The organism is Oscillatoria salina IIICB1 (genome assembly GCF_020144665.1).
Lineage (GTDB): Bacteria > Cyanobacteriota > Cyanobacteriia > Cyanobacteriales > SIO1D9 > IIICB1.
In genome coordinates, this window is record NZ_JAAHBQ010000005.1 from 75,149 (window position 1) to 98,081 (window position 22,933).

A 22,933-nucleotide genomic window follows, 5' to 3' on the forward strand; every position below is an offset into this window, starting at 1 on the left:
TTTATCTCCCGAGCCGCAAGTATTGAAAGGTTGATGATTTCACTTCTCAAGTTGCTTTTGATAAAGAGTGATGATTTGCTGGGTTACTTGATTAATAGTTAAACCATCAGTTTGAATTGCGATCGCATCTGCTGCTTGGCGTAAAGGTGCTAGAGTACGAGTGCTATCGAGGCGATCGCGTCTTTGAATATCTGCTGCTAACATTTCCGCACTGATATCTGTCCTACCAATCTCGTTCAATTCTTGCAAGCGGCGCTTTGCTCGCTCTTGTACGGAGGCTGTCAGAAAAATTTTCAATTCGGCATCGGGGAAAACGTGCGTACCAATATCTCTGCCTTCAGCAACAATACCTCCTTGTTTGCCAAAGTGTTGTTGTTGTTTAACTAATTCGTTTCTCACGGTTGGTAACATCGAAACTGCGGAAACGCTAGCAGTAACTTCTGGGCTACGAATGGCTTCAGTTATGTCTTCTTCATCGAGAAAAACGCGAATTGGTTGCTCGAAACTATCTGAGGTAAGTAATTTTAACGATCGCCGATTTGGGTTTTCTTGGTAACTAGGGGAAAACTCGTCAAAGGAAACGTTTAATCCCATACCGATTAATTCGGCGATCGCACTTTCGTCTTTAATGTCGATCCCCGATCTAATTACTAACCAAGTAATTGCTCGATACATTGCGCCAGTATCGAGATAAAGTAATCCCAAGGCATTAGCAACTCGACGAGCAACAGTAGATTTTCCCGCACCAGCCGGACCGTCAATGGCGATAACGGGTTTGCGCTGGCGCAAAATTAGATTATCAATCAAACGAGTTGAACCAATCCCACAGGCGATCGCTAATAATCCACTATCTTGAACAGAATCTAAAGGTTTTAACGTTTCGGGATCGACCAATTCTATATATTCTGGCTTTAATTCCTCAACTGAGGCTAGTTTATCTTTGACAATCGAGATTAAAACAGCACTTTGTTTTTCTCCAGCCTGAAATGCTTTTTGAGCTTGCTGCAAACTAGCAAACAAGGTTGCTGCCTTTTCTTTTTGTGCGGGTGTAAGATACTGATTTCGCGAACTATATGCTAATCCTGACTCTTCCCGCACAATGGGCACAGCTACTATTTTTACTGGGAAATTTAAGTCATGAACTAGACGTCGAATAATTGCTAACTGTTGAGCATCTTTTTGCCCAAAATAAGCAGTTGTCGGATTGATAATCTGAAAAAGTTTCGTCACGACTGTCGTGACACCCTGAAAATGTCCCCTGCGAGACGAACCGCATAAAACTGAAGTCATTTCTGCTGGTGGCACTACCTGAGTAGTCATGCTTAAGTTATTTGTACCTGCTTCGACTAGAGAATGCCCGTACATTTGTTGAGTTGTCGGAGCAAAAATCGCCTCAACCCCAAGGCGATCGCTTAAATCTCGATCTTGTTCTAAAGTTTGAGGATATCGCTCTAAGTCCTCATTTGGTCGAAACTGTAAGGGATTGACAAAAATACTGACTATTACTAAGTCACAATCCTCCTTTGCACGTTCGATCAACCTAACATGACCTGCGTGTAAGGCTCCCATTGTTGGGACTAAACCAATTGTCTTACCCTGACGAATGCTTTCTAAGTAAGAGCGCATTCCAGGAATTGTTCTAAACAGCCGCACTTTTTCCCCTCTCATCAGTATAATTACCCTTATTCATCTTATAATCCAAACCCCTACTTTCTGAAAATTAGGAATCATAATTTCCCAAAGATAGGAAGCTCGATTCAAAAAATGTCAAACTTAACGAGACTATCCTGCTAAATATATCTAGCTTAAATCTGTTTTTTAGCTAGATAATTATTCCCCTAATCGATTTTATTCTCGCTTTATCTCTTGGCAATTTACATTAATTTTAAAGGTATTTTCTGCTTGATATTTCCTTCCCTTAATGGCTACAGCAAGCAGCGTATTTCTTAATCTAAACCTTGACAAATAATCAATTTTATGGAAGGAAAAAGTTGGCGATCGCTAACGCTAACGGCGAGAATTTCTCGAAAATTTAGATAAGTTAGTTAACCCCAGTAAACGCCATACCACACTTAAATTAAGGAAAAATCCGTGCAGTAATTAACGATCGCTAAAGCGATCGCTTCTGTCCCATTTTTGTCTAAAATAGAGTCTTGACGTGGCGGACTAGGGCTTTGGTGAAGAAATTGCCAATCAGAGGCAAAAAATTCTTCTAGTGTGAGAATTTGATGGTACGAGTAATTTTGAATTCCCTCTAACAATAAAGGGGCTTCGGCAAAATCTTCCCTAAGAAGGGAAACTATGGGTACATCTAATCGCAGCGCTTCAGCAAAAGTGCTATAACCTGGTTTAGAGACAATTCGCCCGCAAAATGGCATAAAATCCACGGGTCGGTATTGCTTTTCAGTTACTTTAATTAAATTTGGTAATTCGGGTGCTTGACGGTCGAAAGTAACAAACTGCCAAGAGGGAAAATTCTGAAGATTATTATAAGGAATTTGTTGTAATCCTAGCCCCCCAAATGTAAGTAAAATTAATTTTTCTTGGGGCGAGTTAAGCTTAAACTTACTACGCAGAAGCTCTTCACTAAAGCGAGGAGTTCCTCCAGTTAAACCCACATCGGTAATATAAGGAAAAGCAGTCATCGATTCCGCGAGGGGAAGACGAAACAGGCGATCGCATTTTTGGTAACATTGACTAATCCAATCGGCAATCTCCGCAAACTCTCCTCCCCAAGCGCGATAAATAAAATCCCAACCAAAATTACTCATCATCCAACATTCAATTCCCGCAGCTTTGGCGAGCTCGGTTGCTAAAAAAGGAATATCCGCTAAAATCAATTTGACTCGATTTGTCCGCAGAAAGTTTACCTCACCTACAATAATTGAATGCTGTTGTTGCTCGATCTGCTTTAATTTTTCTAGAGTTGCTGCTTTATCCATCTGCAAGCTATCAGATTGAATTACTCCCACATCAAAAGCGCGAGGACGATGGATAAAATCTCCAGGAATATAAGCTTCTAGTAACCAACGTGGGGCTGTGGTTACTAACACTAACAAAATTTCTGGATTTAACTGTTGAATTTTCGCTGCAACTGAAGCTGTACGGACAACATGACCGAAACCGTGGCTAGTTATGGCAATGTATAATACTGGTCTGGTTTTCATTGGGGATTAGAGATTGGGGACTGGGGATTAGGTATTGGTAATTGGTAAATGCGGCTACGTGATAACTGTTAACTGTTAATTACCCTCTAATAATTCTTGAATTGCAGTAACAAGTTGGTCAATTTCCTCGGTGCTGGTAAAATAATGAACGCAAGCGCGAATGCAGTCAGGGTCAGCAAGAGTTCGGAGTAAGAAACCTCGGTCTTCTAAAGATTTAACAAACTTTTGCTGAGAAATATTTGATAGTTGAAACGAAACTAAACCCGCTTCCGGTGGTGAAGTACGCAAACAGTTAACCGATTCGATTTCCTGCAAAAGTTGCCAAAGATACTCGCTATTTTGACAAATTTGTCGATAGCGTTCCTGACTCGTTCCCCACTTTTGATGAGTAGCGATCGCGGCTCGCAATCCTAGATACTGAGGATAAGCTGAGGTGGCTACTTCATATCGACTTCCGTCAGGTTTCCAATCTTTGGGTTTACCTTTTTGGGTAGTTATACTTCGCCAACCAATAAAAGTCGGATGTAATTCTTCTCGCACTTCTGGGCGTACATAAAGCCCACCTACACCTGCTGGTCCGCAAAGCCATTTATGTCCGGTAAAAGCGTAAAAATCTGCTTTTAGTTCGCTTAATTTCAAGGGTAGAGAACCCGCAGATTGGGCAGCATCAACTAAAATTTTAACTGGTTTGGGACGATGATTGTGACAAAGTTCGACAATTTTGGCTAAAGGCAATACTTGACCTGTATTCCAGAGTAAATGAGAAAGAACCACCAAGCGAGTATTAGCATGGAGATGTTCAGCGATCGCTGCTACTGGATCTCCATGATTTAAAGTTGCCATAATTGGACAAGTGGAGACTTGTACCTGAAAGCGACGGGCAATTTCTCGAACCGCAGCAATAACACCAGGATGTTCGCAGTCAGTCAGCAAAATACGATCGCCTGGTTGCCAAATTATCCCCCAAAGGGCAATATTACAGCCAACAGTAACATTTTCAGTAAGAGTTATCGTTTCTGGTGGTGCGCCCAGTTCAGAAGCGATCGTTGCTCTAGTATAAGCTGTTTCCTCTTGTAACCAAGAATTGATCTTGAAAGCAAAAGGACCGTGAGTTTGAATATGTTCGTAAGCTTGATAAATGGCGGAGAGTGCCGCTTGAGGCATCGTTCCCTGACCGCCAAAGTTAAAATAAGCTTTGTGGGCAAGTGCGGGAAACTGCTGTCGGTATTGTTCTAAATTGAGCATGGTACTGTAAGCGCTAGTCATCAAAGAGAAAAAGCCATCAAGTTTAGTTTGGCATAGAACTATGTCTCACCAGGTTGGTGTAGCGATCGCTAAAATTAACACACTTAAGTAAGAATGTGGTTATGACGTAAATTTATTATTTTTGCTTTGTCTCTGCATTTATCTTCTCCCTTAGTATCCTCTTTTCCCAGCGAGAATCTTCATTTGAGCCAATCGCTGTTAATAACTGATGACTTACTGCTGAACTTCAAACGCTGCCGCAGACGCGCTTTTTTAGATGTTTATAGCGATCGATCCCAAGCCGATCGCGAAAAAGATTTTTTGCTAAAATTGCGGCAAGAACACCGACTACTTCAGGAAGCTGTTCTCGCTGAGTTTGATTATCAGCAACCAAATGCCCTTGACAAGGATTGGCAAGCTAGAGCAAATCAAACTAAGTTATTTATGCAGCTAGGAGTAGAACGCATTTATCACGGTTTGCTGTTACAGCCAGAAATTTCTGGATTGGGTATTACCTGTATCGGCAGTCCCGATTTGTTGATTAAACAACCAGGAAAATCTCAGTTTGGTGATTGGCTCTACGTTCCGATTAACATTAAACTAGGAACGCGCCCGAAGCCAGAATATCAAATTGTTGCTGCTTTTCAGGCACAAATTCTGGCAGCTATCCAAGGAGTTTTGCCACCTACGGCTAAGTTGATTTTACGCCGCCGCAATACTTACCAGGTGAATTTAGAGATTTGGCTGTCTCGAATGCAAGAGGTTTTGACAGAATGTATCGCTATCCTCCAGCAAGAAAATGAACCAGAAGTATTTATTTCTCGTCAACGATGCAGTCTTTGTCACTGGCATTCTCATTGTTATGCACTAGCCGAATCTACAGAACATCTTTCTTTGATTCCGGGAGTTACTCCCAGTCGCTACGAATATTTACAAACTATTGGTGTTGATTCGGTGGAATCTCTGGCTACTGTTTCTCCGGAAACTGTTGCTGAAGTTTTCGGGATTGAGGTTGCTTCTAAGTTAAAATTGCAAGCCCGATCTTTATTAGAAAATCGTGCTTTTCTTAAGGGAGATAGCAGAAACATAAATATCCCTACTACCTCTTTAGAGATATATTTTGATATTGAAGCAGAACCTAATCGCAATTTAGATTACTTACTGGGCATTTTATTAGTTAACAAGGAAACCAAAACTGAGGAATTTTATCCATTTTTGGCAGAAAAACCGGAAGAAGAAGGATTAATTTGGGAGCAGTTTTTGCACTTCGTTTCCCTTTATCCTGATGCACCAATTTTTCATTATTCTGAATATGAAGTAGATGCCGTGCAACGACTGGCTAAACTGTATCGTACATCACCTAAAAAAATACAACCGTTACTGTCTCGTTTTGTCGATTTGCACGAAATGACAATCGAGACTGTAACCCTACCTGTACGAAGTTATTCGCTGAAATCTCTTGCTCAATGGTTGGGCTTTCAGTGGCGCGATCGCGGCGTGAGAGGCGATCAAACTGTTTGCTGGTACGATCGCTGGTTAAAAAGTGGCGATCGCTCTCTCTTAGAAGCAATTTTACGCTACAACGAGGATGATTGTCGCGCTACCTATCTCCTCAAAAATTGGTTGGTTGAGTTCTTGTTAGAGATGAAAGTCAAGTGATTTGGTAATCTCCCAAACAATTGTTAACAATAATTTGATTGTTGTCTCCGAAAAATGAAGATAAATATAAACTTCTGCAAAGAAATCTTAATTTCCCAAAAATGTTAACTAATTTACCAATTAATTTACGAAGTTAGTGTTAAAGTAAAAATACAAAAGCTGGAAAATTTAATAAAGAGAATTGCTTTAAATAAAGATAATTGCTTTTGTTCCCCCCCAGCGCCAACTACGAGAAGGTGATTGCTGATGATACTTCCCATGTTTCCGCTACTACTAACAATCGTTGTTACAAGCATTATTTGGTATCAAAAGTCAAGTCACGAACTGTCTCGCGTGTTAGCGGCAGGTGCAGCTATAGTCTGCTTGATTTGGGGCTTTGCAGTAGCTCATTGGTCTTTTCACTTACTAAGTTTAGTTTTCTTATTTAAATTAGATTGGCTCTTGGCAACTCTCGGCGTAGAATCGAGTCAATAAAAGTAGGTTCAGGGCTGGAAAAGCCGAGATCGAACCCAGCTAAACTAAAGTAAACTAAAGCTAGCTTCAGGATTTGTGTTACAATCAAAGCTGCACTCAAAGCACTACCCAAAAAGGTTTTTGAGATTTTTCAGAAAAACCCTTGACAAAATCATTCAGTAGTTGCTAAGATAGAAATCGCTGAAAAAACAAGGGACTGTAGTTCAATTGGTTAGAGCACCGCCCTGTCACGGCGGAAGTTGCGGGTTCGAGCCCCGTCAGTCCCGTAGAAAAGACGAAAAAGAAGAGAAGAAGCAAGCGGCTAGTTGGCTATAAAATAAATCAGCAAGCCGCTATATTTCATTGGTTTTGTTGAGAGGTAATTTGTGACAGTTAGAGTTCGTATTGCGCCTTCACCGACAGGAAACTTACACATCGGAACAGCCAGAACCGCAGTATTTAACTGGCTATTCGCCCGTCACCACGGCGGGAAATTTATCCTACGAATCGAAGATACCGACAATGAGCGATCGCGTCCAGAATACACCGAAAACATTCTCCAAGGATTGCAATGGCTCGGACTAAACTGGGATGAAGGACCAATCTTTCAAACTCAGCGTTTAGAACTGTATCGTCAAGCCATCCAAACCTTACTAGACAAAGGTTTAGCTTATCCCTGCTACGCTAGCGAAGCAGAATTAGAAGAAATGCGGTCCGCGCAAAAAGCGAAAAAACAAGCCCCTCGCTACGATAACCGCCACCGTAACTTAACAGCAGAAGAAAAAGCCGCCTTTGAAGCCGAAGGACGAAAACCCGTAATCCGCTTTAAAATTGACGACAACCGAGAAATTGTTTGGAACGATTTAGTCCGAGGTCAAGTAACCTGGAAAGGTAGAGATCTCGGCGGCGATATGGTCATCGCCCGCGCCTCACAAACAGAAGCTTTCGGTCAACCTTTATATAATCTGGCAGTAGTCGTGGATGACATCGATATGCAAATCAGCCACGTTATCCGTGGTGAAGATCATATCGCCAACACTGCCAAACAAATTTTACTTTACGAAGCCTTAGCAGCAAACATACCCGAATTTGCTCATACCCCTTTAATTTTGAATCAAGAAGGGCGCAAACTGTCCAAGCGAGATGGAGTAACAAGTATTGGCGACTTCCAAAACCTGGGCTTTGTCGCCCCCGCAATGGCAAACTACATGACTTTGCTCGGTTGGACTCCACCAGATTCTACCAAGGAAATATTTAGCCTCAGCGAAGCCGCCAAAGAATTTAGCTTAGAGAGGGTAAATAAAGCCGGGGCAAAATTTGACTGGGCGAAACTTGATTGGATTAACTCGCAATATATCCATCAACTACCAATCGAGGTATTAGTCGAAATGTTAATTCCCTACTGGGAACAAACAGGGTATAAAGTTGATTTAGCCAGCGATCGCCCTTGGTTAGAAGAACTAACTAGGTTAATTGCCCCCAGTTTAACTCGCCTTGCCGACGCAATTACCGAAAGCCGCTTATTATTCGGCGAAACCGTAGAATATAGCGAAGACGCGAGATCCCAACTGAAAAACGAACAAGTCGCTGAAGTCTTAGAAACCGTTGTCGAAGCAGTGGAAAAAGCCGAGGAATTAACTCAAGCAGACGCTCAACAGCTTATCAAAGACGTAACCAAAACCCACAAAGTCAAAAAAGGTTTAGTAATGCGTAGTCTCCGCGCTGGATTAATGGGAGAAATGCAAGGACCAGATTTAATGCAGTCTTGGTTGTTGCTGAATAAAAAAGGATTAGATCGAATCCGCTTGCGCCAAGCATTGACTTTAATCTCATAAATGCTTAATATTCGGCACAAACGGAACATTTTCCAGAGTAACAGGGTCACAGGAACAGTAAAAACAGCTAACATTCCTAACACTGGTTATTCCTAACAGTACGAATGGACAACAAATTACTAAACCCAGGGAGAAAACCATTTCCAGCTTGGAAATGGCTCTCCCAGAGCGCGATACTCGCTACAATCGGTTCGCTGTTAGCTGTATCTTCAGCTTCAGCCCAACTAGCACAATCGCCACCCATTTTCGAGAATCCGACGATCGCTCCTACATTCACTCCCGATCCTTTAGAAATTCGGGGTGTAAGTGGCGGAGACGTAACTGCCCGTAGTATCGTTGGCACAGCAGAATCCCCAACAGGTGCTTGCGTGGGATATATCGATCGCCAACCAGATCACGTTCTTACCCTAACTTCCTTTTTTAAATTTCTCAAAGTCGAAGTCCGAAGCTCTCAAGATACAACGCTCGTCGTCAAAGGACCAGGGGGAATTTGGTGTAACGACGACGGTTCAAATAATAACAAGAATCCCGCGATCGCTGGTCAATGGCAACAAGGAGCATACCAAATTTGGGTCGGTTCCTACCAGAAAAATGCTTTTCACGACTATGTAATGCGAATTACCCAGATTCAGTAAGGGGCTGGGGATTGGTGATTGGTGATTGGTGATTGGGGACTGGGGATTGGGGATTGGGGATTGGGGATTAGGGATTGGGAGACAAGGGTGATTGGGGACTGGGGATTGGGGATTGGTGATTGGGGATTAGGGATTGGGAGACAAGGAGGATAAACTAATAACTGGTCCCTGCTCACTGATAACTGTTCACTGATAACTGTTCACTGATAACTGTTCACTGATAACTGTTCACTGATAACTGATAACTGCACTAGCGATCGCGATTTTTGATAAAGTGAGGATACACCGAAGACAGAAGATAACATAACTGTGGGATTTAAGATTGGATTGCTGGGATTAGGAACAGTAGGAACGGGAACAGCAGAGATTTTGTTAACTCCGGCTGGTCGTCACCCGTTACTAACAGAAATCGAAATCGCGAAAGTGGGAGTGCGATCGCCAGATAAACCGAGAGACGTAAAATTGTCACCAGGGTTAATGACTAGCGACCTCGAAAGTATAGTCACTGACCCAGAAATCGACATTATTGTGGAATTAATTGGTGGCTTAGAACCAGCGCGATCGCTTATCCTGAAAGCTATTAATCGAGGTAAGCACATCGTTACAGCCAATAAAGCGGTAATTTCTCGTTACGGAGACGAAATTTACACTGCGGCTAATCAAGCAGGAGTATACGTCTTGCTAGAAGCATCCGTCGCTGGTGGTATCCCAGTTATTCAGCCTTTAAAACAATCTTTAGGTGTCAACCGCATTCATAGCGTTATCGGTATTGTTAACGGTACCACTAACTACATTTTGACTCGGATGAGTGCAGAAGGGGTAGATTTTGCCGATGTCCTCGCCGAAGCCCAAGAATTAGGTTACGCTGAAGCCGATCCTACCGCCGATGTTGATGGATTAGATGCTGCGGATAAAATTGCAATTTTGGCATCTTTAGCCTTTGGCGGACGGATAAAATTATCAGAGGTTAACTGTGAAGGTATTCGTCAAGTTAGCGCTGCCGATATCGCTTACGCAGAAAACTTAGGCTTTGTCATTAAATTATTAGCGATCGCCGAACGTCACCAAAGCAATAATTTACAAGTAAGAGTTCATCCTACCCTGGTTCCGAAAACTCATCCTCTCGCGAGTATTAATGGAGTTAATAACGCCATTTTTATTGAAGGCGAACCCCTTGGACAAGTAATGTTTTTCGGTCCCGGTGCAGGAAAAGGCGCAACAGCAAGTGCAGTTGTTTCTGATATTTTAAACCTAGTTGGTATCCTTAAAAATAGCGGTAACAATGGGCAAATTCATCCTCTTTACAGTTGCTCTCACCAAGACTATTGCACGGTAGCACCAATTGCAGAATTAGTTACCAGATTTTACTGTCGTTTTATTTGTCAAGATAGTCCTGGAGTTATTGGTCAACTAGGAACCGGCTTTGGCAAACATGATGTTAGTTTAGAATCAGTAGTCCAAATCGGCTTTAAAAACAATTGTGCCGAAGTAGTCGTAGTTACGCACGATGTCCTCGAAGGAAAAGTTCGGGCTGCATTAAAAGAGATTGGCAGTCAAGACGCGATCGCCGACATTCCTAGTATTCTTCGAGTGCTTTAAATATCGCGACCTTTTGCGAAAATAAAAGCCTCGCTCGAAACCGTTTTTTCACTTAAAATTAACTCAAAAAAACCAGCGATCGCTCTCTCAAATTTAAACAGAATTATTTCGCCGTCTTCGTGTTGTTTGCCACCACATAATAATACCAGTCACAATCAAAAATAATAGACCTAAAGCATTCAAAAATGTATAAACATTTTCAAGATTAATAGAACCAAAATTACCTCGATGTAAAGCTAACAACCAAATAAAATCAGATTCCTTCCCTGCTATTACAGCCAATTGAAAAAGCACTCCTGTGGTCAAACTTAACAACAAAGGCAATAGCATAATCGGGGCAAGATTACGATGCAGTTGGCGGACATAGCGTTTGAGCGAACTAGACACAACTTATCTTCTACTCCAAAACAAGCCAATGGGAGTCATCACGATTAAAAACAGAATTAACTCTCCCAATCCAGAAGGTATAAAACTTTGGTTTTGAGAAACAATAACTTCGCTTATCTCCTTTGACTTCATTTCCCCCATCTCAGCAGCAGATTCATCATGGTTCATAACTTCCGAATCTTCATCATCGATCGTCCTTGATGGAGAAGTAGATTCAGAGCTAGATTCCGGCAAAGTATGACGCTCTCCATTATGAGCAAAGGAAGGACTAATATTCAATAACAAAAGTAAGAAGAGACTGACAAAGTTTAAAGTCAAAGTTTGTCTTTCCAGTAATTTCATAATCTCACAATATTCAACTCAAATTTGGACGAGGAGGTTGATGTAGTTCATCTTCATGAGTTCCCCGCTCTTCACAATTGTTGTAGGATTCCATACGGAGGTCATCAACTTGATTAGACTCAGATTGAGCCAAAACAGGTTGAGCGATCGATCCTGCTAAACTCAATAGAGCAGCGATCGCTAAAACCACATTGCCTAAACTAAATTTTATCTACATAAACACTCCTCCAGAGAAGATAACTTTGAGAATACACAAACAAAATGCAAACAAAGTGAAACAGAAAAATTTCTTTTAAAACAGTAGCCTTACACCTCCAAAGACAGCAAAATCATCCACACTTTCCCCTTCTTCGGAGGCAAAATCCGCCGTCTCCCCAAAAAGGCGCGTCCAACTCACTCCAACATAGGGAGCAAAGCGACGATTAAACTCATAGCGTAAACGCAAACTCAACTCAAGATCGTTAATTCCTGAACCAACTCCAAACTCCTCTACCTCTTGAATTGCGAGATTAGTTTCCAAACTTGGCTCCAAAAACAAACGTTGAGAAACAAGTAACTGTTGCTCGGCTGAAAATCTTGCAGATATATCTCCTGCTTGACTCACGAACAAAGAAGCATCCACCTCAAATAAATAGGGAAGGAGTCCTTGCAAACCAATTACCCCAAAAGCTCGCCCTCTAGTATCCTCGCCGTATAGTTGGTCGTAACGCACCCCCACTTGCAAATCAAAGAAAGGGCTGATTAGCTGACCATAGAGGAGTTGAATCTCTGCTTCCCCGTCTCCATCCTCTAAACCAACTTCTCCTTCCGTTTTTATCCAAATTCTCTGATAATCTCCACCAACCCAACTAATCGCCTCCCAATTAAATGTATCCTGTCCATCATTCGCGCGATATTCCAATTTATCCACCAGAATCAGCCAAAAAATTTGCTCGTCTTCTATCGGTTCATTCCAATCAAGTATCGAATCTGGAATTGGCTCTGTAGACTGGGACAAGGTTTGAGTCTCTTGTTCGGAAGAGGTAGACAACCCCCCTGTCTGCCCTAAAGCAACGGGTTTAACAGAATTTGTAATTTGTGAAGACTCCTTAGCGATATCTGCTCCCAAAAAAAGATCTGTGAGTTCAGAGTTAGGGGCTAATTCTGTTAGCTCTGAATTAGTTATTTCTATCTCAGTATTTTCGGAGATAGTTATCTTTTCTTCTGTCGTACTACTAAACACATCTGTTAAGAAAATTGTTTCTAATGGTAATTCTTGAGCTTGAAGAGGATAACCCAAAAAACTCCCTAAAACCAAATGCCCCATCAGACTAAAGCAAAACTTTATCTGTCGTTGCTTCACTAGCTTACCTCCCTTAGACGGTCAACCACAGCCACAGTACGGAACATTCCAACTTTCATGTGATAGAGCAAATGACAATGAAATGCCCATTTACCAGGTGCATCGACATTAACTTCTACTGACATTTTTTCAGCAGGTTTGACGATTACAGTATGTTTACGAGGCTTATATTCTCCTGCACCGTTATCAAGCTCCATCCACATTCCATGTAAGTGAATGGGGTGTTCCATCATGGTGTCGTTGACAAAGGTTAAACGCAGTCGTTCGCCGTTATAGAAAGTAAGTTCTTTTTCTTCTGAATACTTCTTCCCATTAAATGACCACATATATCGTTCCATATTTCCGGTAAGATGTAGCTCTAATTCTCGTTCGGGTTGTCTTTGGTCATAACCTGGGGTAAGACTGCGAAGGTCTGTATAAGCTAAGACACGAGTACCTGTATTTTCTAAACCAATACCAGGTTCATTAAGACGATTTTTCACCATCATTGGCACTCCTGCATTCCCTCTACCACGATCGTCATGACCATGAGGTTGCCAAGATGTATTTAAGGTACTATGGTTCATCTGCGGCATCTCGTGGTTCATCGGAGTACCATTGATCTGCGGCATTTCGTGATTCATCGGAGTACCATTGATCTGCGGCATCTCGTGGTTCATCGGAGTACCATTCATCTGCCGCATCTCGTGGCTCATCCCCATATCTGCCATTGTCCTTAGAGGACGTTCCCTTTGTTCGGGAATAGCTGCACTCAAACCTTGACGAGTTGCTAAAGTTCCGCGAGCATAGCCACTGCGATCCATCGTTTCTGCAAAAATGGTGTATGCTTGTGCGTCTTGAGGTTCGACGATCGCATCATAGGTTTCTGCTGTCCCAATACGAAACTCGTCAACAGTTACAGGCTGCACATTCTGACCATCTGCTTGTACAAGAGTCATTTTTAAGCCAGGAATACGAACATCGAAGAACGTCATTGCTGAAGCGTTGATAAATCGCAGGCGTACCTTTTCTCCTGGTTTAAATACTGCTGTCCAGTTGGAGTCTGGGGCTAAACCGTTCATCAAGTAAGTATAAGTTGCACCAGTTACATCAGCAATATCTGTAGGGTCCATTCGCATCTGCCGCCAAGGCAAATCTTCAAAGAAAGTACCAATGGTACGTCTTTGGTAGTTGTAGTAGGTACTCATTTTTTTGAGATTAGACAAAATATTATGAGGGTCTTCAAATGTCCAATCGGAGAGCAATACTACATAGTCTTGGTCATACTGGAAAGGTTCGGGTTCGATGGGATCGATAATAATCGCACCATAGTGACCGCGTTGTTCTTGTAATCCACTATGGCTATGATACCAATATGTCCCATTTTGGGCGACGGAGAACTCGTAGCTGAAGGTTTCTCCGGGTTTAATCCCTGCAAAGCTCAGACCAGGGACACCATCCATGTTTGCTGGTAAAATAATGCCATGCCAGTGAATAGAAGTATCTTCTTTAAGTTTGTTCGTGACCCTAATTTTGGCAGTTTGTCCTTCCCGTAAGCGAATAAGTTGTCCTGGAAGAGAGTTATTAATGGTTAAGGCTTTGGTGTTTTTTCCTCCAATCGTAACGGAGGTTTCTTGAATAGTAAGATCGATCGCATTTGGATAGGCAGGTGCATTCGTAGATTGCTCGATCCCAGAAAGTTGTTGGGCAGACACAGGAAGTAATTGTTCTAATCCTATGGCAATGCCAAATCCGGTGGTAAAACGAAAAAAATTTCGTCGGGTGAAGATTTTGGGTGAATGGCTCATATCAAGTGATAAACAACTAGCAGTTGAAAGCCTAGGTTGAAAGCAACTCCAGGAAAAATTGCTTCTCCCGATTTAGGCTAAATGTGCTTTTATTTATTGTGCTATATGATTATGAAATCAAAATGAAATAAGCAATTTTTATCAGTTAGTAATTTTAGTTTGTAACGATTTAGTTGCAGTTTCTCACTAATAAGTAAAAATTAGTCTTACTGAGAAAGAAGAGCGAAAAATAGCGCTAGCTGAACTTCCCAGACCAAATTAAGCAGAAAGTTCATAATAGCGATAAGAGGAAATAAAGGCAGATTTTGCCAAGTTTTTTGCTCTTATTTGATGAAAATGAAATCGGGATGAAATTAGGGTCACTCTTAAGAATAAAATTCTATCTTTTGATAGATCCTACCTGCGAGAGAAGGAGTCAATCCCAGCTAAAAGTTAATCTTTGGAGGTGGAAATCTCTAAATAAATTAGAGTTATTTAACGAAGGAGAAAATTTATGCCACATCAAGAGTATCAAACTAGTATTGATGCTGCGATTCATTGTGCTTATGAATGCGAACACTGTGCAGATACCTGTTTAGGGAGTATGCCAGAGTGTGTTAGGTTATGTCGTGATTGTGCCGATATGTGTTGGACGATCGCGGGATTTATGAGTCGAGGTTCCCGTTTTATTCCTAATGTAGTCAAGGCTTGTATCGATCTTTGTGAAGCTTGTGCCACAGAATGCGAAAGCCACAGCGATAACGAACACTGTCAATCTTGTGCGAAGGCTTGTCGTCAAGCGGTAGAAGAGTACCAAAAAGTAGTGAGTGTTGCTCGCTAAGTGAACTTCAGAGTTCGCGTAAGTTTGGTCTAAGTTGATCCTAATTTGTTCTCGGTCAACTTGTGAGTGAGTTATCGGGAAATGCAAACAGATAAACTCTGGATCTAGAGCTTAATTTGAACTGTCAGTAAGGAAAATAATTAATCATGGGACTAGTATTTGAACAAATCAAGACAGAAGGGTTAGCCCAACTCTCCTATCTAGTGGGAGACGATAGTGCGGGGGTAGCTGCGATTATCGATCCCCGTCGCGATGTGGATATTTATCTCGAAAAGGCGCGGGTTGCGGGAGTCAGGATTACTCACATTATTGAAACCCATATTCATGCTGATTTTGTTTCTGGTTCCCATGAACTGCAAGCCCGTATTGGTGCAAAAATCTGTGGTGGAAAAAGTTTAGATTATCAGTTTGAGTTACAACAACTAACCCAAGGAGATGAGATCGAATTGGGGAAAGTGAAACTCCAAGTTTTACATACTCCTGGACATACCCCAGAACATATTACCCTACAAGTTTTTGATGCTCAACAAGGAGAGCAACCCTTCGGTATTTTTACTGGAGATACGTTATTTAACCTGGATGTAGGACGACCAGATCTTAGTGGGACAGGGACAGAAAAAGAACTCGCTAGTAAACTGTATCATTCTTTGTTTGACGTTTTAGTGCCACTCGGCGATCGCGTCGAAGTCTATCCTTGTCATGGTGCGGGTTCAGCCTGTGGAAAATCCATCGGCGATCGCGCTCAAAGTACCATTGGTAATGAACGTATCTTTAGTGATGCCTTTCAAAAACGTAGCGAAGCGGAATTCATCGATTGGATTCTCGGAGATCTGCCCGAAGCCCCAAGATACTATTTCCGCCTGAAAAAAGTTAATGCTCAAGGTGCAAAAGTAACAGGCTGTGTTCCCACTCTCCAACCCCTTTCCCCTGCTGATTTTCAAGCTGCAATGGAAGATGAAAATACCTTAGTTATCGATACACGCTCCATGTTAGCCTTCGGAGGGGGACACATACCCGGCGCGATCAACATTGGTTTTGGTTCATCCTTTACCAACTGGATTGGTTGGATAATCGACGCAGACAAAAAACTACTCCTCGTCACCGAAGATACCCATGACGTTACCCTCGTCACCGACTACTTATATCGCATTGGCTACGACAACTTATTCGGTTATCTTCGCAACGGAATGAGTAGTTGGTCGAAAGCAGGTTTACCCTTACAACATCTAGGGGAATGGTCAGTGCATGAGTTAAACGAACATCTCGAGCAAGTAACTGTCCTGGATGTGCGTAGTGACAGCGAATATGCAAAAGGTCGCATTCCAGGCGCCAAACATATCTATGTTCCTCATCTTGAAGAAAATTTCGAGAAGTTAGATAAAACTCAAGCTATTGCCACCTATTGCGGAAGTGGTTATCGCGCCTCTATTGCTGCCAGTCTCCTAGAAAAAAATGGCTTTGAAAATGTCATTAATATTCCTGGTTCTTGGAGTGCGTGGAAAACAGCAGGTCTTCCGGTTGAACAATAACCGAAATTAATCAGCCAAACTTGATACAACCAATAACCATTGAAGAAAAATGGCACAATCTCACTCCCACCATCACAACGAACCCGGGGCGCACCGCGCTGGCGGACATGGTAAACACGCTGGACATGACCCAGAGATGTTTAAACGACGTTTCTTTGTCTGTCTAGTTTTGACTCTCCCCATTCTCTACTACTCCGAACAAATGCAAAAGTGGTTTGGCTACACCGCCCTCTTGTTTCCAGGGTGGGAGTGGGTGAACCCGATACTAGCGATCGTTGTTTTCTTCTACGGTGGCTGGGTGTTCCTTAAAGGAGCTTGGCATGAGTTTCAGGGCAAAATTGGTATGATGACGCTGATTGCCCTGGCAATTACTGTAGCGTTTGTCTACAGCCTAGCAGTTTCTTTCGGCTTGGCAGGAATACCCTTTTATTGGGAACTGGCGACCCTGATTGATGTAATGTTACTGGGTCATTGGATCGAAATGCGGTCTGTAGAAACAGCGAGTCGGGCGTTGGAAGAGTTGACAAAACTTGTTCCCCACCAAGCCCACCGCTATCGCGACAGAAACCCAGAAGGACAAATAGAAGACGTCTCAGTGAAAGAAATTGTCCGAGGGGATTTGATTCTGATTCGTCCCGGAGAACAAATTTCTAATGATGGGGAGATTGTTGAGGGAAATACGGCTGTCAATGAGTCATTTTTGACCGGAGAGTCTCGTCCGGTTGAAAAGCAAAAGGGAGATGAAGTAGTTGCAGGTTCAGTAAATGGGGAAGGGGCGATTAAAGTGGAAGTCACCCGCGTGGGAGAAGCCACAACCATTAGCCAGATGAAACGTTTAGTCGAAGAAGCGCAAAAATCTCGTAGTGGTTATCAGGTGTTAGCAGACAGGATCGCCTTTTGGTTAACTCTCGTCGCGATCGCAGTGGGAACGTTAACCTTTGTTGTCTGGTTAGTCTTTGAAGACTTACTTTTTGCCATTAATCGTACAGTTACTGTCTTAGTGATTACCTGTCCTCATGCTTTAGGATTAGCAATTCCCCTGGTGATTGTCAGCGCCACCGCTTTAGCTGCAAAAAACGGCATTCTTATCCGTAACCGCGAAGCCGTAGAACGGGCGAGAAATATTAAAACTATGGCATTTGATAAGACGGGAACTCTCACAGAAGGTAAATTTGGAGTCCAACGGATTTATAGCGAAGGCTTAGAAGAAATGGAAGCCCTCGCCATTGCCGCAGCCCTCGAAACCTCCTCCGAACATCCCCTGGCTAAAGCGATCGCCACTGAAGCTCACAAGCGCAATCTCCAAATTCCCTCAATGGCAGACTTTGAAACTGTTACCGGACGCGGAGTTGGGGGGAAAGTCAACGGTCAAATTTATCGTATTGGTCGCCCAGAGTGGGTTCAAGAACAAAATCTCACTGTTACTTCATCGGTAAAAGATGGATTAGCGGTTGCGGATGAACGTGGGGAAAGTGCGGTGGTTTTAATGAATCGGACTAGTGCAGTTGCGGTGATTTCTTTGGCAGATCGAGTTCGAGAACGCGCCAGACAAACTATCGATCGTCTCAAAGAATTAGACATAGAACCGATTATGATTACCGGAGATGCAGAAGCTGTCGCCCGCACTGTCGCTCAAGATTTAGGTATCGAACGCTATTATGCACGAGTTCTCCCCGAAGATAAGGTCAATATTCTCAAAAAACTTAAAAAAGAAGGGGCAACTGCTTTTGTTGGAGATGGAATTAACGATGCAGCAGCTTTACTTGAAGCGAATATGGGAATCGCAATCGGTGCAGGAACAAATGTCGCTATTGAATCGGCGGATTTAGTTCTCATTGAAGACGATCCCCTCGATGCGGTTAAAGCCCTGAATTTAGGTAAGAAAACTTATCGCAAAATGATTCAAAACTTATTTTGGGCAACGGGATATAATGTTCTGGCTATTCCCCTAGCTGCGGGAGTTGCTTATAGTTGGGGCTTGTTACTTTCTCCAGCAATTGGGGCGTTACTGATGAGTTTGTCTACTGTGATTGTGGCGATTAATGCTGTGCTTTTAAGAAGGGCAAAATTGGCTTAATTAAATCAGAGATTATTAAGCTAAGTAAAGTAGGGCGATCGCCAATGAGAAAATTTCTGTATTTGTCTGTGGCGATCGCCCTAATCTGTTTGTTTGGCTAAAAATAATTTAGCCCGCATCTGCGGGCTGTATTTATTGAGGAACAACAAAATTATGAGTCTTGTTCTTGATTTACCTCAATTCGATCTTCAGGAATACCGAGAAGATTGTTATACAATTTGACGTATTCTATAGCAGATTTTTCCCAGCTATAGTCGGTTTTCATACCTCGCTGTTGGATTTTTTTCCAGGTATCTTTGTGACGATAAGCTTCGGAAGCACGTACCATTGAAGTATACAAGTCGAGTGGTTCGTAGCGATCGAAACAATAACCAGTACCAATTTCTTTTACTGGATCGTGGTGAAAAACGGTATCGACTAAACCGCCAGTACGTCGCACAATAGGGACGGAACCATAGCGCATAGCAATTAATTGACTAATTCCGCAAGGTTCAAAGCGAGAAGGCATTAAAAAGGCATCGCAACCTGCGTAAATACGACGGGCGAGAGAATTACTATAAAGCAGTTGCACTGCCATACGTCCCGGAAAACGGGATGCCAGATGCCACAATTGAGTTTCGTAGTAGCGATCGCCAGTTCCTAAGAGAACAAACTGCGAATCAGTATATGATAAATATCGCTCCATGATTTGCAGAATTAAGTCAATACCTTTTTGTTCTACCAGTCGCGATACTAGCCCAATTAGAAAACTACCGCTATTAACTTCTAAACCTACTTCTTCTTGTAAAGTAATTTTGTTGGCGCGGCGTTTTTCCAAAGTATCGATCGTGAAATTCTCTTCGAGATATTTATCGGTAGCTGGATTATAACTATCGGTGTCAATACCGTTGAGAATACCTGATAGCTTACCACTCATCCAAGATAATAAACCTTCGAGAGTTTCACCGTAAGCAGCAGTTTTGATTTGTTCGGCATAGGTAGGAGAAACTGTCGTTACGCGATCGGCAGATTGGATCGCTGCTGCCATTGTATTATGACCTTGCATATACCAAGGACACCAAGTCATTTGTTCCAAACGCCAACGCCAGGGACCTTGGTAAGCTAGATTATGAATTGTGAAAACTGTACTGATGTCTGAAGATGAACTCATCCAAACTGGAATCATGCCTGTATGCCAGTCATGACAGTGAATAATATTTGGTTTCCAGTAATTCCAAGCAAATTCAGCCGCAGCATTGGCAAAAAGTGTGAAGCGCCAATCTTCATCTTCTCCACTATAAATGCGGCGAGGTGAGAAAGAGTAGTGAGCAAATAAGTATACGGGAATGTCGGTTCCAGGTAAGGTTGATTTGCAGATGGAAAAATCCTGAAACATGACATTACTTTTCCAAACCGGATCGCTGGGAATATCCATCTTATCCGGCAAAAAGCCATAATAAGGCATAAAAACCCGCACATCATGCCCCATTTGGCGTAAAATCTTCGGTAACGAACCAACCACATCTCCCATTCCGCCTACTTTGGCAACGGGGGCTGCTTCTGCGGAAACAAATAAAATTCTCATTTGGGTTAATCAGCTATTTTCTATTTTTAGTCGTTCTTTGCTAATTGTTTATCGATAGTTGTCTTCTTGTCTATTGTCTCTCTAAAAATAGGGTGCGTTCGGTAACGCACCCTACTAGATATTTCCAGGAAAGGAAATTAGCTTCGTTCAATTTCTGCCAAAATCTCGTCGAGTATGTTTTGCGCGCCCTGCGATCGCAGTTTCTCGGCTAATTTTACTCCTAGTTGTTCGGCTTTGCTGCTTTTGCCGCTTACTGTATCTTTGATTAAGCGTTTACCGTCTAAACTAGCAACCATACCGACTAAAGTTAGATTATCTTCGTGGTCAATGCTGGTATTAACACCAATTGGTACTTGACAACCGCCTTCTAGTTCCCGCAACATAGATCTTTCTGCTAAAGCGCGAGCTTTTGTCGGCGGATGTTCGATCGCTTTGAGCAATTCTAAGATTTCTGTGTCTCCTTCTCGGCATTCTATCCCTAATGCGCCTTGTCCGACGGCGTGAAGAGAGATTTCACCAGGGATAACTTGTTGGATGCGATCGCCCATTCCTAAGCGTTGTAATCCGGCTACGGCTAAAATTAGGGCATCGTATTCGCCTGCGTCTAATTTTGCTAATCTGGTGTTGAGGTTACCGCGAATGTCTTTGAATTCTAAGTGAGGGAAATGATGGCGCAGTTGTGCTAACCTTCGTAATGAGGAAGTCCCAATTACTGCTCCTTCAGGTAAGCTATCTAGTTGTTTATCTTGATGTTTTGCGTGGACTACTAACGCATCTGCTGGATCTACTCTTTCGGTAACGCAACCTAAGATTAATCCTTCTGGTAGTTTGGTAGGTAAGTCTTTCAGCGAATGAACCGCAAAATCTACCTGTTTGCTAAGTATTCCTACTTCTAATTCTTTGGTAAACAGTCCCTTGTCCCCGATCTTTGACAAAGCGACATCAAGAATTTTGTCTCCTTGGGTACTCATTGTTTCCACTTCAAACTGGCGATCGGGAAAATGTTTTTGTAGTTGCTCTTGTACCCAGTGAGTTTGTACTAGCGCCAATTGACTTTTTCGGGAACCGATGCGAATTGTTCGTAGAGGACGAGAAACTGTTGAGGTCATATAGCAGTTATGTCAAAAAAAAAATTATAGTCACCCGATCTAGGTTATCGCGTTAGATGACAAACAGATTCGCTGTGATTGGTTACAACCCCTAAATGTAACATATAGTAACATTTCTTTGGCTGAGCCAAGTTGCTTACCTTCCCTAGCAAAATCGTTCTCGCTACTTTTATCCCTCAACTCTCATTACCACTTTTAAGGTTTTTCATCTGTAAATTTGTATACAAAAACTGTTAAGAATAAGAAAATTTTTGCCTAATCTGAAATTAATTTTGTTGACATAGAATATAGGAAGAGAAATCGTTCTAAAATTTAAAGATGAATTAATCGCAATCGGTAGTGTTGCCGATCGTTTCTAGCGATGACGCGTTTCAATGTTGCTCAAATTAGTTGAAGCAGATAAAGGAGCGGAATATGATTAAATCTATCTTAAGATTAATGTTTGCCCTTGGTGGAGTTGCAGTTACGGCTGCGGGTGCAGTAGCTCAAGAAAGCATTTTCAATCCACCAATTACGAGCGATCCAAGTGTTTTAAATCAAGAAGGAGTAAGAGAAACTCCACCATCAGAGTCAAATCTGTCTGAGGAGCGATCGCCAACCAGTAATTCTACAGAAAATAACGATAACAGATTATCAGGTTTAGAAATTAGAATTTCTGAGCAAGCAGAAGTCCGTGTCAGAGGTAACGATCTTAACGTTGATAGTCCGGGAATTGTCGAGTTTGTCAACCGATTTTAACTTTTTTAACAAAATCGCTCTGAGACAGACGTTTTTCCTGGCGAAAAAAAATGTAATAGTTAACTCAAGTGAGGGAAATCTCTAACCAAAGATTTGTATAAACCGATAGACGATTTTTTGCCTTAATTTTCTCACAATTAATAGCAAGATGTGCTGGTAAAAGTAATTTTATTTGCACTTTACATCGTATTTTTAGCTATTAAGGAGGAAATTTATGCGTAAATCGTTATTAGCATTGCTTTTTAGTTTTGTAGGAGTTACAACATTCTCAAATAATGTTCTCGCGCAAACAGAAGAAGTTTTTTATCCACCGATTAATCCCGAACCAAGCGCTCTACCTGAAGTAGATAATAATTCCCTGGGTTTGCAAGAGTCAACAGTTCCAGTGGATAGCGTCGCTGAGGAACCTTTTACTGATTTACAATGTTTTAACTCCGAAACTGGGACAGATATCAACTGCGGTTATAGATTAAATGATTCTCTCGCGGTAGCTGAGTCGTTTGATGCGACCGGGTTTGATAATGATAGATTAGCTAGTTATGGTATAGAACTAAACGAAGATACTAATTTGCGGGTTCGATCTAGACTATCTACGGTAAACTCCAAAGTAATTGTTGAGGTGGTTAATCCCTTCTAAAATAAGCG

20 protein-coding genes and 1 tRNA gene are annotated in these 22,933 nt (G+C 42.1%); 11 read left to right on the forward strand and 10 right to left on the reverse strand.

Going from position 1 to position 22,933, the window contains the following annotated elements:
* Nucleotides 1–39: 39 nt before the first annotated feature.
* From G3T18_RS01790 to G3T18_RS01800, 3 genes are all read right to left on the reverse strand, one after another.
* Nucleotides 40–1,668 carry a bifunctional pantoate--beta-alanine ligase/(d)CMP kinase gene (locus G3T18_RS01790; RefSeq protein WP_224408801.1) on the reverse strand — a complete coding sequence of 543 codons (1,629 nt, stop codon included), beginning with the start codon at nucleotides 1,666–1,668 and terminating at the stop codon, nucleotides 40–42.
* A gap of 404 nt (nucleotides 1,669–2,072) precedes the next feature.
* Nucleotides 2,073–3,167 (reverse strand): glycosyl transferase, encoded by a 1,095-nt coding sequence (locus tag G3T18_RS01795; protein WP_224408802.1) that lies wholly within the window; start codon nucleotides 3,165–3,167, stop codon nucleotides 2,073–2,075.
* A 75-nt stretch (nucleotides 3,168–3,242) separates the two neighbouring features.
* Nucleotides 3,243–4,433, reverse strand: a complete 1,191-nt coding sequence (locus tag G3T18_RS01800; protein ID WP_224408803.1) for an aminotransferase class V-fold PLP-dependent enzyme — start codon at nucleotides 4,431–4,433, stop codon at nucleotides 3,243–3,245.
* Between the two features lie 183 nt (nucleotides 4,434–4,616).
* Between G3T18_RS01800 and G3T18_RS01805 the strand changes: the two genes are divergently transcribed.
* The 6 genes from G3T18_RS01805 to G3T18_RS01830 all read left to right on the forward strand — a co-directional run bounded on the left by G3T18_RS01805 (nucleotide 4,617) and on the right by G3T18_RS01830 (nucleotide 10,593).
* The gene (locus tag G3T18_RS01805; protein WP_224408804.1) at nucleotides 4,617–6,071 is read left to right on the forward strand and encodes a TM0106 family RecB-like putative nuclease; all 1,455 of its coding nucleotides are present in this window, start codon (nucleotides 4,617–4,619) and stop codon (nucleotides 6,069–6,071) included.
* A gap of 246 nt (nucleotides 6,072–6,317) precedes the next feature.
* Nucleotides 6,318–6,545, forward strand: coding sequence for a hypothetical protein (locus G3T18_RS01810; protein WP_224408805.1), 228 nt, complete (start codon nucleotides 6,318–6,320; stop codon nucleotides 6,543–6,545).
* Between the two features lie 192 nt (nucleotides 6,546–6,737).
* Nucleotides 6,738–6,811, forward strand: a tRNA-Asp gene (locus tag G3T18_RS01815).
* A gap of 99 nt (nucleotides 6,812–6,910) precedes the next feature.
* Nucleotides 6,911–8,359, forward strand: a complete 1,449-nt coding sequence (gene gltX, locus G3T18_RS01820; protein ID WP_224408806.1) for a glutamate--tRNA ligase — start codon at nucleotides 6,911–6,913, stop codon at nucleotides 8,357–8,359.
* Between the two features lie 104 nt (nucleotides 8,360–8,463).
* On the forward strand, nucleotides 8,464–8,994 hold the full coding sequence (locus G3T18_RS01825) for a flagellar basal body L-ring protein FlgH (RefSeq protein ID WP_224408807.1): 531 nt from the start codon (nucleotides 8,464–8,466) through the stop codon (nucleotides 8,992–8,994).
* Between the two features lie 309 nt (nucleotides 8,995–9,303).
* On the forward strand, nucleotides 9,304–10,593 hold the full coding sequence (locus G3T18_RS01830) for a homoserine dehydrogenase (RefSeq protein ID WP_224408808.1): 1,290 nt from the start codon (nucleotides 9,304–9,306) through the stop codon (nucleotides 10,591–10,593).
* Between the two features lie 93 nt (nucleotides 10,594–10,686).
* On the opposite strand, the gene G3T18_RS01835 is transcribed toward G3T18_RS01830, so the two are convergent.
* The 5 genes from G3T18_RS01835 to G3T18_RS01855 form a co-directional block, all read right to left on the reverse strand.
* Nucleotides 10,687–10,980: a PepSY domain-containing protein gene (locus G3T18_RS01835; RefSeq protein ID WP_224408809.1), complete on the reverse strand. Its 294-nt coding sequence runs from the start codon at nucleotides 10,978–10,980 to the stop codon at nucleotides 10,687–10,689.
* A 3-nt stretch (nucleotides 10,981–10,983) separates the two neighbouring features.
* Nucleotides 10,984–11,322: a hypothetical protein gene (locus G3T18_RS01840; protein WP_224408810.1), complete on the reverse strand. Its 339-nt coding sequence runs from the start codon at nucleotides 11,320–11,322 to the stop codon at nucleotides 10,984–10,986.
* A gap of 13 nt (nucleotides 11,323–11,335) precedes the next feature.
* Nucleotides 11,336–11,512: a hypothetical protein gene (locus G3T18_RS01845; RefSeq protein WP_224408811.1), complete on the reverse strand. Its 177-nt coding sequence runs from the start codon at nucleotides 11,510–11,512 to the stop codon at nucleotides 11,336–11,338.
* Nucleotides 11,513–11,614: 102 nt separating this feature from the next.
* Entirely contained in the window at nucleotides 11,615–12,664 is a 1,050-nt protein-coding gene (locus tag G3T18_RS01850) for a copper resistance protein B (RefSeq protein ID WP_224408812.1), read from the reverse strand.
* On the reverse strand, nucleotides 12,664–14,451 hold the full coding sequence (locus G3T18_RS01855; protein ID WP_224408813.1) for a copper resistance system multicopper oxidase: 1,788 nt from the start codon (nucleotides 14,449–14,451) through the stop codon (nucleotides 12,664–12,666). Before G3T18_RS01855 ends, G3T18_RS01850 begins: the two co-directional genes overlap by 1 nt.
* A 493-nt stretch (nucleotides 14,452–14,944) precedes the next feature.
* Between G3T18_RS01855 and G3T18_RS01860 the strand changes: the two genes are divergently transcribed.
* From G3T18_RS01860 to G3T18_RS01870, 3 genes are all read left to right on the forward strand, one after another.
* A complete protein-coding gene (locus G3T18_RS01860) occupies nucleotides 14,945–15,271 on the forward strand; it encodes a four-helix bundle copper-binding protein (RefSeq protein ID WP_224408814.1) in 327 nt (108 codons plus the stop codon).
* Between the two features lie 146 nt (nucleotides 15,272–15,417).
* Nucleotides 15,418–16,800: an MBL fold metallo-hydrolase gene (locus tag G3T18_RS01865; protein WP_224408815.1), complete on the forward strand. Its 1,383-nt coding sequence runs from the start codon at nucleotides 15,418–15,420 to the stop codon at nucleotides 16,798–16,800.
* 49 nt (nucleotides 16,801–16,849) lie between these two features.
* Nucleotides 16,850–18,877 (forward strand): heavy metal translocating P-type ATPase, encoded by a 2,028-nt coding sequence (locus tag G3T18_RS01870; RefSeq protein ID WP_224408816.1) that lies wholly within the window; start codon nucleotides 16,850–16,852, stop codon nucleotides 18,875–18,877.
* A gap of 151 nt (nucleotides 18,878–19,028) precedes the next feature.
* On the opposite strand, the gene glgA is transcribed toward G3T18_RS01870, so the two are convergent.
* Entirely contained in the window at nucleotides 19,029–20,441 is a 1,413-nt protein-coding gene (glgA, locus tag G3T18_RS01875; RefSeq protein ID WP_224408817.1) for a glycogen synthase GlgA, read from the reverse strand.
* Nucleotides 20,442–20,578: 137 nt separating this feature from the next.
* A complete protein-coding gene (gene hemC / locus G3T18_RS01880; RefSeq protein ID WP_224408818.1) occupies nucleotides 20,579–21,550 on the reverse strand; it encodes a hydroxymethylbilane synthase in 972 nt (323 codons plus the stop codon).
* Between the two features lie 414 nt (nucleotides 21,551–21,964).
* Here hemC and G3T18_RS01885 point away from each other — a divergent pair, with 414 nt between their 5' ends.
* Together G3T18_RS01885 and G3T18_RS01890 are read left to right on the forward strand one after the other, a co-directional pair.
* Complete coding sequence (locus G3T18_RS01885) at nucleotides 21,965–22,288, forward strand: hypothetical protein (RefSeq protein WP_224408819.1); 324 nt, start codon at nucleotides 21,965–21,967, stop codon at nucleotides 22,286–22,288.
* A gap of 214 nt (nucleotides 22,289–22,502) precedes the next feature.
* Nucleotides 22,503–22,925 carry a hypothetical protein gene (locus G3T18_RS01890; protein WP_224408820.1) on the forward strand — a complete coding sequence of 141 codons (423 nt, stop codon included), beginning with the start codon at nucleotides 22,503–22,505 and terminating at the stop codon, nucleotides 22,923–22,925.
* The last annotated feature ends 8 nt before the right edge of the window (nucleotides 22,926–22,933 follow it).